The 10,225-nt window shown below is 72.8% G+C and carries 12 protein-coding genes; 6 read left to right on the forward strand and 6 right to left on the reverse strand.

Annotated features, from left to right (window positions below; genetic code table 11):
* Positions 1-50 precede the first annotated feature (50 nt).
* The 4 genes from ACFV1W_RS00705 (at position 51) to ACFV1W_RS00720 (ending at position 5,285) form a co-directional block, all read left to right on the forward strand.
* Entirely contained in the window at positions 51-2,462 is a 2,412-nt protein-coding gene (locus tag ACFV1W_RS00705; protein WP_380411514.1) for an FxsB family cyclophane-forming radical SAM/SPASM peptide maturase, read from the forward strand.
* A 17-nt stretch (positions 2,463-2,479) separates the two neighbouring features.
* On the forward strand, positions 2,480-3,253 hold the full coding sequence (locus tag ACFV1W_RS00710; protein WP_380411516.1) for an aminoglycoside N(3)-acetyltransferase: 774 nt from the start codon (positions 2,480-2,482) through the stop codon (positions 3,251-3,253).
* A 240-nt stretch (positions 3,254-3,493) separates the two neighbouring features.
* A complete protein-coding gene (locus ACFV1W_RS00715) occupies positions 3,494-4,162 on the forward strand; it encodes a DUF4097 family beta strand repeat-containing protein (protein ID WP_380411518.1) in 669 nt (222 codons plus the stop codon).
* Positions 4,163-4,196: 34 nt separating this feature from the next.
* Complete coding sequence (locus ACFV1W_RS00720; RefSeq protein WP_380411521.1) at positions 4,197-5,285, forward strand: serine hydrolase domain-containing protein; 1,089 nt, start codon at positions 4,197-4,199, stop codon at positions 5,283-5,285.
* A gap of 53 nt (positions 5,286-5,338) precedes the next feature.
* Here ACFV1W_RS00720 and ACFV1W_RS00725 read toward each other — a convergent pair whose 3' ends face one another.
* The 3 genes from ACFV1W_RS00725 to ACFV1W_RS00735 form a co-directional block, all read right to left on the reverse strand.
* Complete coding sequence (locus ACFV1W_RS00725) at positions 5,339-5,737, reverse strand: hypothetical protein (RefSeq protein ID WP_380411523.1); 399 nt, start codon at positions 5,735-5,737, stop codon at positions 5,339-5,341.
* Positions 5,738-5,808: 71 nt separating this feature from the next.
* On the reverse strand, positions 5,809-6,246 hold the full coding sequence (locus ACFV1W_RS00730; RefSeq protein ID WP_380411525.1) for a DUF3574 domain-containing protein: 438 nt from the start codon (positions 6,244-6,246) through the stop codon (positions 5,809-5,811).
* Between the two features lie 59 nt (positions 6,247-6,305).
* Positions 6,306-6,866: a GNAT family N-acetyltransferase gene (locus ACFV1W_RS00735; protein ID WP_380411528.1), complete on the reverse strand. Its 561-nt coding sequence runs from the start codon at positions 6,864-6,866 to the stop codon at positions 6,306-6,308.
* 302 nt (positions 6,867-7,168) lie between these two features.
* On the opposite strand from ACFV1W_RS00735, the gene ACFV1W_RS00740 reads away from it, so the two are divergent.
* Positions 7,169-7,696 (forward strand): hypothetical protein, encoded by a 528-nt coding sequence (locus tag ACFV1W_RS00740; protein ID WP_380411530.1) that lies wholly within the window; start codon positions 7,169-7,171, stop codon positions 7,694-7,696.
* 109 nt (positions 7,697-7,805) lie between these two features.
* Here ACFV1W_RS00740 and ACFV1W_RS00745 read toward each other — a convergent pair whose 3' ends face one another.
* Both ACFV1W_RS00745 and ACFV1W_RS00750 read right to left on the reverse strand, forming a co-directional pair.
* Positions 7,806-8,360, reverse strand: coding sequence for an NIPSNAP family protein (locus ACFV1W_RS00745; protein ID WP_380411533.1), 555 nt, complete (start codon positions 8,358-8,360; stop codon positions 7,806-7,808).
* Positions 8,357-8,836 carry a hypothetical protein gene (locus ACFV1W_RS00750; protein WP_380411536.1) on the reverse strand — a complete coding sequence of 160 codons (480 nt, stop codon included), beginning with the start codon at positions 8,834-8,836 and terminating at the stop codon, positions 8,357-8,359. The genes ACFV1W_RS00745 and ACFV1W_RS00750 overlap by 4 nt, the downstream gene beginning before the upstream one ends.
* Positions 8,837-8,892: 56 nt before the next feature.
* Between ACFV1W_RS00750 and ACFV1W_RS00755 the strand changes: the two genes are divergently transcribed.
* Positions 8,893-9,822 (forward strand): helix-turn-helix transcriptional regulator, encoded by a 930-nt coding sequence (locus ACFV1W_RS00755; RefSeq protein ID WP_380411539.1) that lies wholly within the window; start codon positions 8,893-8,895, stop codon positions 9,820-9,822.
* A gap of 4 nt (positions 9,823-9,826) precedes the next feature.
* On the opposite strand, the gene ACFV1W_RS00760 is transcribed toward ACFV1W_RS00755, so the two are convergent.
* Complete coding sequence (locus ACFV1W_RS00760; RefSeq protein ID WP_030287141.1) at positions 9,827-10,033, reverse strand: DUF397 domain-containing protein; 207 nt, start codon at positions 10,031-10,033, stop codon at positions 9,827-9,829.
* Positions 10,034-10,225: the final 192 nt, after the last annotated feature.

Raw genomic sequence — 10,225 nt, forward strand, 5'->3', positions numbered from 1 at the left:
GGATCGGAACACCGAAACGGACCCCAGGCCGAGCTGAACCTGCCACATCCATGACGACGCGAATTCCGGTGCCACTGACGCAATTCGTGGTCAAGATGCACAGCCGGTGCGACCTCGCCTGTGACCACTGCTACGTCTACGAGCACGCGGACAGCAGCTGGCGCTCCCGCCCCAAGGTCATCGGGGACGGGATCCTGGCCAAGGCCGCCGAGCGGATCGGCGAGCATGCGGTCGCCCACCGGTTGGCCGCCGTCCGGGTCGTCCTGCACGGGGGAGAACCCCTGCTCGCCGGCCCGGACCGGTTGCGCCGCGCCGCCGAGGCACTGCGGGCCGCGCTGCCGCCCGAGTGCGCCCTCGACCTGCGCATCCACACCAACGGCGTGCTGCTCAGCCGCGCATTCTGCACGTTGTTCGCGGAGCTGGACGTCAAGGTCGGCGTCTCGCTGGACGGCGACAGGGCCGCCAACGACCGGCACCGGCGGTTCGCCGACGGGCGGAGCAGCCATCCGCAGGTGCTTCGGGCGGTGGGGCTGCTGAACGAGCCCGAGTACCGGCACCTGTTCGCCGGGTTGCTGTGCACCGTCGACATCGAGAACGACCCGGTGGCCGTGTACCGCGCGCTGGCCGAACTGCGGCCGCCGGCGGTGGACTTCCTGCTGCCGCACGCCACCTGGGAGGAGCCGCCGAAGCGGGCCCCTGGGGGCGGGGAGGCGCCCTACGCGGACTGGCTGCTGGCCGTCCACGGACTGTGGGAGGCGGACGGGCGGCCCTTCGCCGTACGGACCTTCGAATCCGTGCACCGTACGCTGCGGGGGCTGTCCAGCCTGACCGAGTCGCTGGGGCTGGAGCCCTCGGACCTGGCGGTGCTGGAGACGGACGGGACGTTCGAGCAGGCGGACAGCCTCAAGACCGCGTACGACGGGGCGCCCGCCACCGGGATGAACGTCTTCGCGCACAGCCTCGACGACCTCGCCCGCCACCCCGGGATCGCCGCCCGCCAGTCCGGTCTGGCCGGGCTGAGCGCGGCCTGCCGGGCCTGTCCGGTGGTGCGCTCCTGCGGGGGCGGGTTGTACGCCCACCGCTACCGGGCGGACACTGGCTTCGACAATCCCTCCGTCTACTGTGGTGACCTCATGGCGCTCATCAACGGCATTGCGGGGAGCGGTGGTTCGGCCTCCGAGCCGACCGTCGTTCCGGCTCAGGGCGGGGAGCCGCCGCTGCCGGCGGCGCTCGCTCCCGCCCAGCTCGACGAACTGGCCCGGGGATACGGCGGCGCCGACACCGTCGCCGCTCTCGGACGTTCCCAACTCGCCCTGACGCGCGCCATGTTGGCGGCCGCCTGGGACGCCTCCGGGCAGGGCCGGGCGGAGGCCTGGGAACTGCTGTCGGAACTCGACGGGGTGGCGCCCGCGGCCGTGGACGCGGTGCTGGCGCACCCGTACGCCCGGGCCTGGGCCGCCCGGCGGCTGGCCGGGGACCTGGCGGTGGGGCTCGGGCCGCTGGCCGCGCTGGCCGCCGCGGCGGCGGTGCGGGCCGGGCGGGGGGACGCGGTCGCGGTGCCGGTGCGGGGCGGATGGCTGCACCTGCCGACGCTGGGGCGGGTCGCGGTGCCGGACGGCGAGGCGGTGGTCACCGGCCGGGCCGACGGCTTCGAGGTGCGGGCCGCCGACGGCCCGGTGCGCAGGGTGCTGGACCAGCCGCTGCGGCGGGTCCGGCTGGCCGGGGGCTGGACGGTCGCGCTGGAGGACCTCGACCCGCTCCGGGACAGCCACGACCACCCGGTGGCCGAGCGGCTGTCGGAGGCCGAACTGCTCAACTGGACGGGCGCGTTGCGGGAGGCCTGGGAGCTGCTCGGACGCGACCTTCCCGGCTACGCGGAGGGCATCCGGGCCGGACTGGGGACGGTGACCCCGCTGCGGCCGGGCCCGGCGGGCCGGGACGTCAGCTCTGCGGCGCGGCAGGCGTACGGGGCGGTCGGCATCGCCCGGCCGGCCACGGCGCCGACCCTGGCGCTGCTGCTCGCGCACGAGTTCCAGCACGTGAAGCTGGGGGCGGTGCTCGACCTGTTCGACCTCTACGACCGGGCCGACGACCGGCTGTACTTCGCCCCCTGGCGGCCCGATCCGCGCCCGCTGGAGGGGCTGTTGCAGGGCACGTACGCGCATCTCGCGGTGACCGAGTACTGGGGCACCCGGACGGCCGCGTACGACGGCCTGGCGGGGGAGGCCGCCGAGCGGGCGCGGGCACAGTTCGCGCTCTGGCGGCGGTACACGGCGGAGGCGGTCGAGCGGCTGGCCGAGTCGGGCGCGTTGACCGGGCTCGGGATGCGGTTCGCGGAGGGGATGCGGGAGAGCGTCGAGCCGTGGCTCGCGGTGCCGCTGCCCGCGGCGGCGGAGCGGGAGGCCGAGCGGGTGCGGCGGGAACGCGACGGGCACAGCCACCTGCGGTCGGTCGAGGCGTGATTTCGGGAGGAGTTCCGGTGCTCTCCACCGCTGCGCTCGTCGAAGGGTTCACCCGGCTCGGCGTCCGGCCGGGCATGGTGCTGCACGTCCAGGCCTCGCTGCGGGCGCTCGGGCCGGTCGAGGGCGGGGCGGCGGGCGTGGTCGACGCCCTGTGCGAAGTGCTGGGAGCGGAAGGGACCTTGGTGGCGTACACCGCCACGCCCGAGAACTCCTCGACCTCGCGGATCCACCAGGAGGCCGTCGCCGGGCTCTCGCCGGAGGAGGCCGAGGCCCACCGGGCGCGGATGCCGCGCTTCGACCCGGCGGCCACCCCGGCGTCCCCGACCATGGGGGCGCTCTCGGAGGCCGTCCGGACCCGGCCCGGCGCCCTGCGCAGCAGCCATCCGCAGACCTCCTGGGCGGCCCTGGGCCCCCGGGCGGAGGAGATCACCGCCGGCCACCCGCTCACCTCCCACCTGGGCCCCGACTCCCCGCTCGGGCGGCTCTACGCGCTGGACGCCCGGGTGCTGATGCTCGGCGTCGGGATGGCCCGCTTCACCGCCTTCCACCTCGCCGACCTGCGCCAGCCCGGTGTCCGGCTGCGCGAGTACCGGTGCGTCGCCCCGGACGGCTGGACGGCCTTCCGGGCACCCGACCTGGACGACCTGCACTTCGCGGAGCTGGGGGAGCGGGTGCTCGGCGCGGCGACCGGGATCTCCAGTGGGCGGATCGGTGCGGCCGACTGCCGGCTCGTGCCGGTCAGGGAGGCCGTCGACCTCGCCGACCGGTTCCTGCGTCGCGCCCGGGGCTGACCTCCGCGAGCGGCGCTGACGCCCCGTCATAGCGTTCACGCCCAGTCCATTGCAATGAAAGGGCTGGGCGCCGTTGCATTCCTGGCAGGGCTGTTGCAATGAATTTGTGCCACCTGCCTGCGGATATGGAGTTATTGAGCGTCAAGACTGTTGCCTGAAGTACGAACGCAACGTAGCGTTTCCTTCATCGGAAAGCGGCGGGCCGAAGGGGCCGACGCCGCGGAAGAGAAGGAGTGCACGATGCAGAAGTTCGCCACCCCCGCCCCGGTCTCGGTCGTCCTGGACATCCCCGCCGGCCGCATCCGGTTCATCGCCGGGGACCGTACCGACACCGTGGTCGAGGTCCGGCCCGCCGACGCCGCCAGGAGCCGGGACGTGAAGGCCGCCGAGCGGATCGAGGTCGCGTACGCGGACGGCGTGCTGCGGATCCAGGCCCCGGAGGCGGAGAACCGGGTCCTCGGCAACTCCGGCACCGCCGAGGTGACCGTCCAACTGCCGGTCGGCTCCCGGGTCGAGGCCAAGGCCGCGCTCGGCGAGTTCCGGGGCGTCGGCCGCCTCGGCGACGTCACCCTCCGGGCCGCCCAGGGCACCGTCAAGCTCGACGAGACCGCCGGCGCCCACCTCGCCCTCCAGGCCGGGGACATCGCCGTCGGCCGGCTCGGCGGCCCCGCCGAGATCCGCACCCAGAAGGGCGACCTCCGGATCGCCGAAGCCGTCGGCGGCGACGTCACCCTGCGCACCGAGTACGGGCAGATCGCCGTCGGCGCCGCCCGCGGGATCTCCGCCGCCCTCGACGCCGGCACCGGCCACGGGCGGATCCACAACGCCCTGAAGAACGCCGACGGCATCCCCGGCCTGACCATCCACGCCACCACCGGCTACGGCGACATCACCGCCCGCAGCCTCTGAACCGAACCTCCAACGGAAGGAAGAAGGACCGACCATGAGCGGGAACTCCACCCAGGACCGCCCCGACCTGCAGAAGGCCGTCCAGGACGTCGTGGACGTCGGCTTCGCCGGGATACAGATGCGGGTGTACGACGAGAGCGGGGAGTGGGCCGGCAGCGCCGGGGTGCACAAGCTGGGTGGGAGCGCGAAGCCGTCCACCGAAGGGCAGTTCTGGATCGGCAGCACCACCAAGACCTTCGTCGCGACGCTGGTGCTGCACCTGGTCGACGACGGCGCGATCGGGCTGGACTCCCCAGTGGCCGAGCACCTGCCCCGGTTCGGCCTGGACGAGCAGATCACCGTACGGATGCTGCTCCAGCACACCAGCGGCCTCTACAACTGCACCGGTGAGTTGGACGCCAACGGGACGTTCGTACCCGGGCTGCCGTCGGTCGGCAAGGCGTGGGTGGAAAACCGGTTCCACAACTACCGACCGGACGAGCTGGTGCGGTTCGCGCTGACGAAGCCGGCGCGGTTCGAGCCCGGCACCGACCAGAGCTACTCCAACACCAACTACACGCTGGCCGCCCTGCTGGTCGAGGCGCTCAGCGGCCGCTCGTACGCCGAGGAGATGCAGCGGCGGATCCTGCGGCCGCTCGGACTGCGGGACACCGTGGTGCCGGGCGACTCGCCGGACATCCCCGGCCCGCACGCCCACGGCTACTACCGCTACCAGGACGGCGAGGAGTGGAAGGTCGTGGACGTCTCCCGGCAGAACTCCTCGCTGCTGACCGGCTCCGGTGACATGATCTCCACCACCCGCGACCTGCACGTCTTCTTCGCCGCACTGCTCGGCGGCCGCCTCCTCCCGGCCGCACTGCTGGACGAGATGCGGACACCGCACGGCCCGCTCGGCTACGGACTCGGGCTGTTCGTCCAGGACCTGGGCCCGGAGGGCGGCGGCGTCACCATCGTCCACCACAACGGCGGCGCCCCCGGCGGCTACGGCGCACTGATGATCAGCACCCCGGACGGGAGCCGGACCCTCACCGCCGGACTGACCACCGGCGACTCGGACGCGGACCCGGCGAAGGAGTTCCCGAAGGCGCTCAACGGGCTGATCACGGCGGTGTTCTGCCGCTGACTCCCTCGCCTCGACCGGTCGCCCGGCATCAACGAGTGGCCGTGACTCCGTTGCTACGGGAAGACGGGGGCGCCGGTGTCATCGATCCACGGTTGCCGACCCGGCTGCCGGCCAACCATCGCCCATACGGCGTGCGCCGCCGCGAACTTCACGTCGTCAGGGCCCGTGTCCACCGGCGAGGTCACGATCTCGACGACGGACACGGACAGCCCGCGGCTCTCCTCGGGAAGCTGTGCCAGCGCATACCGGACGCCGTCCAGTGCCTCTGCTCGAAACTGCTCATCACCGACCTGGACGGCACCGACGGTGGGCCCGTATGACCGAACGCGCCATCCGGACACGTCCGCGCCCACCTGGACAGCGGGCTCGGCCGACGCCTCTCCGCTCACCGTGACCTGGGCGAAACGTGCCCACCGGCTCGTCTGACGGAGCAGCTTGTAGCTTCCTTCCACGCCCGACATCTTCTCCGACGCCCGGACCGCACGCGCCTCCCCCCTCGGGGTGCTTACGGGCCGGGCCCTGGCTAGAACGATGCCTTGACCGCTTCGTCCACCCGGCCGACGGCCTCCTGTTGGAACTGCTGGTCGTAGCTGCGGCGGATCTCCTCGACGGCGGCGCCCGCCGGCTTCGCCTGCGGGGTCGGGTACAGCAGGGTGACCAGGTAGGAGCGTTCGTGCTCGATGACGCCGAAGCGGTCGCGGTACTGGCCGCGTGCCTGTTCGACACTGAGACCGTCGGGGAAGCGAGGGGTGATCACCGAGTCGACGAAGTCCTGGAACTCCTGGTCGGTGACGGCGGGACCGCCGTCCGGCCGCTCGGTGCCGAAGAACAGCTCGGTCCGGGTGTACGGATCGTGCGGCGCGGTCGGGGTGCCCGCCGCGCCAGCGACGGGGGCGAGAGCCGCACCCGTCATCAGTACGGCGGCGCCGGCGAGCAGCCCGGCCCAGGTTCTGGTTTCCATGATGTGGTCAACGGCCGGACCGGCCGAAGGATGCAGTGCTTCAGCCGCCTGGGCGAAGGCTACCGGCGTCGCTGCCACGTGCTCCGGGTGAGCTCGTACTCGACCTCGCCGTGTTCGGACCCGGGGATCGGGTGCGGCCAGTCCCCGGTGAAGTTCCGGAGGAACGACAGGCCGGACTTCTCCATCACGCGCCGGGAGCGGGAGTTGACGGCCATGGTGTTGGCGGTGACCCGCTCGACGCCGAGGTCGGTGAAGCCCTTGTCGATCAGCGCGCGCGAGCCCTCGGTGGCGTAACCCTTGCCCCAGGCCGTGCGGTTCAGCCGGTAGCCGAGTTCGACGACGGCGGGGGTGTCTTCGTCGAGGGGGCGGAACTCGAACCAGCCGAGGAAGTGGCCGGTGGCCCTCTCCTCGGCGGCCCAGAAGCCACGGGTGCCCAAGCAGGCGTGGTCGTGGAGGAGGCGCGGCAGGACCCGGGTCTCGACGGTCTCCCGGCTGGTCGGCTCACCGCCGTTGATGAAGCGCATGACCTCGGGGTCGTTGTCGAGCGCGTGGAGGTGGTCGGTGTCGCCTGCGGTGAACGGGCGCAGCAGGAGCCGTGCGGTCTCAAGGAAGACGTGCATGGCGGTGATCCTGGCTGCCCGGTGAGCGGCGTGCCACCGGATATCCGCGTCCCGGCGACGGGCAGGGGCGGGCCAGCACCGTGATCAACCTCCTCGCGCTGCTGCGCGAGTTCAAGCGGACCCGGCGTCGAGTGTGACCGGGCTGCTGTTCCTCGTCCGCGCGGCTGCCGTAGTCGGGGGAGGGTGCCAAGTTTGCTCCCGGCGGTTCCGGGAGCGTCACACCGGGTGACAGGCGCGGGGGCCCCGCCCACCGGAGCGGGGCCCGCGCCGGGGTGTCGGTCCCCGTTCCTAAGCTCAGCGGCATGCCAGATGCCTACACCGTGTTGTGGACCCAGGACACCTGCCGCGAACTGCGCAAGGAGGGCCGCGCGGGTCAGCGGCCGCCCGTCGCCTTCAGCGGGGTGCACCAGTCGCTGCCCGCCTGGTCGGGCGCCCGAGTCGGGGACGAGGTGTACGCGCTGCACGTCAAGCAGTGCGAGGTGTTCGTGGTGAGCCGGATGCGGATCGTCGACCGCGAACGCGGCGACTGCTGCGGCGCCGAGCCGGAGACCTGGCGGGACCCGGCGTTCCCCGGGCACGCCGACTGGCGGATGCTCGGTGCCGGCGGCTGCGGCGCCGACGCCGTCCACGTGGACGCCACGCCGGTCCGCTTCGACCAGCGGATACCGGGCGACCTCCTGCCGCGCCTGACCTGGCGCAACCGCCGGAACCAGACTCGGGGGCTGAAGTACGTGGTGGACGGACGCCTCGAACGCTTCGTCAGCCTCCAGGGCTTCTACCGGCTGACCCCGGAGTCGGCCGACGAGCTGGCGGAGCTCGTCGGGGCCTGAGGGCGTCGGGCCGTCAGGCCGCGCCCAGCGCCTCGGCCACGGCCGCACGCACGGCCGGGCTGGTTGTGCAGGAAGTCGGGCCGGTCGACTTCCCGCGCGACCAGTCGCCCTAACCCTTCACGGGCTCCAGGCGGAGGTGTTGGTGCGGCCAGGGTGGGGGTTCCTCGGCGGGGCCGAACCAGAGGCGGAGGTCCTCGCCGGTGCGGACGGGGAGCTGGGGGAAGTCGTTCTCGGCGTGTTCGGTGCGGTGGAGGGCGTGCTCGGGGCCGAGGTGGCGGGCGGCCCAGGTGTCGAAGGCGGCTGCATCGGCGGGGTGGCAGATGGTGGCGCGCAGCTCGCGGCCGTCCGTCGGCAGTGCGAAGCCGGGGCCGCGAAGCAGCAGGACGTCGTCGCTGTCGACCATGGTCGCGTTGGCGGCGTCGCGGTGCTCCCGCCAGACGGGGCCGTAGTAGAAAGCCTCCAGCGCGCGGCGGCGCTCCGCCATCGACGGGAAGGCGCGCAGCCAGACGAAGCGGTCCGGGTCGTCCAGGTCGCGGAAGCGGCCGCCGACGGTGATGCCGACCGCCTCCTGGCCGGTCACGAACTCCCGCTCGAACAGCTCGATCAGGGTGTCCCGGGCGCCGGGGTGCAGCGTGTACCGGCGCAGTTCGACGATGAGGCTCATGCGTCGCCCAGCCCGTCGAAGGCCGGACCGGTGCGGGTGAGGTCCATGGTCCAGTTGAGTTCCCAGGAGCGGCCGCCGTCGGCGGAGAACTCCTGCTCCCAGCGGGCGCTGTCCGGGCCGAGGCGGTACCAGGTGAAGTGCACCCGGATCGGCCGGCCGTCGAGGGTGTCCTCGCCGTGGAAGTCGCCCCGGTCACCGGTGAAGCCGCCGATCACCGGGGGATCGAGCCGGCCGGTCCGGCTGTCGGACCAGTGGATCGACCACTGCCCGGTCTCCCGGTCGAACAGCCGCAGGGTGACGCCCCGGCGGCCGCGGGTGGGGAAGGTGATCTCGTCGATGTTGCCCGCGCCCCCGAGCAGCGGCCGGATCACCGAGTGGCCGGGGAACTCCTCCCAGGTCCCGTCACCGGAGAGCGGTGCGGTGAGACGGCGGTTGGCCACGTCCCAGGAGCCGTGCAGGAAGTCGAAGTCGTTCATGCGCCGCAGGCTAGGGGCACTCCACTGACAACCCCTGTCAGTGGATACTGGGCGATGTGCGCGCGAGCCGACTGGTCAACCTGCTGCTCCTCCTCCAGAACCGGGGCCGGATGACCGCCCGGCAGCTGGCCGAGGAGCTGGAGGTCTCCGCCCGGACGGTCTACCGCGACGTCGAGGCGCTCGCCGCCGCCGGGATCCCGCTGTACGGCGAGGCCGGGCACGCGGGCGGCTACCGGCTGGTCGACGGCTACCGGACCCGTCTCACCGGGCTGACCGCCGACGAGGCGCAGGCCGTCTTCCTGGCCGCACTCCCGGGCACCGCCGCCGAACTCGGCCTCGGTGAGGCGCTCGCGACCGCCCAGCTCAAGCTGACGGCTGCTCTCCCGGCCGAGCTGCGCGAGCACGCCGGACGGATCCAGAAGCGCTTCCTGCTGGACGCCCCCGGCTGGTACGGCGACGCGGACGAGACCCCGCACCTGGCGGCCGTCGCCGCCGCGGTCTGGGCGCGCCGGGCGGTGGTGCTGCGGTACCGGCGCTGGCGGGCGCCGGAGGAGATCGAGCGCCGGGTGGAGCCGTACGGGCTGGTGCTCAAGGCGGGCCGCTGGTACCTGGTGGCCGGAGGGCCGTCCGGGACGCGCACCTACCGGGTCGACCAGATCATCGAACTCGGCTCGCAGCGCGAGGAGTTCGCGGTGCCGGAGGGATTCGTGCTGGCCGCGTACTGGCGGGGCTACCTGGCGGACTTCCGGGCCCGGCTGCACACCGGTGAGGCGCTGGTGCGGCTGACCCCGGAGGGCGCCCGCCGCCTCGGGGTGACGCCGGCGGAGGACGGCTGGACGCAGGCCCGGGTGCCGATCGAGTCGGTCGACCACGCCCACGGGGAGTTCCTGCGGCTGGGTGCCGAGGTCGAGGTCCTGGAGCCGGCCGAACTCCGCGACCGCATCGCGGGGACGGTCAGGTCGCTCGCCGCCCGCTACGACGGCTGAGCGCTCAGAGGCCGACGAAGTGGTCGAACTCGCCGTCCTTGGCGCCCAGGATCCAGGCGTTGAGCTTGGTGCGGGTGGTGGTGACGACCAGCTCGGGGTTGTCGGACTCGCGGATGTAGACGAACTCGCCCTCGGAGGCGATCTCCAGCCAGTTGGCCTGGTCGGTGCTGAAGCTCGACCTCTGCCAGTCGAGCTGCTCCGTGCGCTCCATGCGTACCCCTCCTGATCGTTCACGACGGCCGCAACGAGGGTACTGCTCAACGAAAGAACGCAGCGGCATCGTTTCGGTCATGTCAATTCGTACGGGTCGTTGTGCTATTCCATTGGGGTGTCAGTCGTTCCTACACTGAGACCCCGCCGCACGGGGGCTGCGGGAGGCAGGTTGCCGACGGGCCCGGGGGAG

The organism is Kitasatospora sp. NPDC059648, from assembly GCF_042734825.1.
Lineage (GTDB): Bacteria > Actinomycetota > Actinomycetes > Streptomycetales > Streptomycetaceae > Kitasatospora.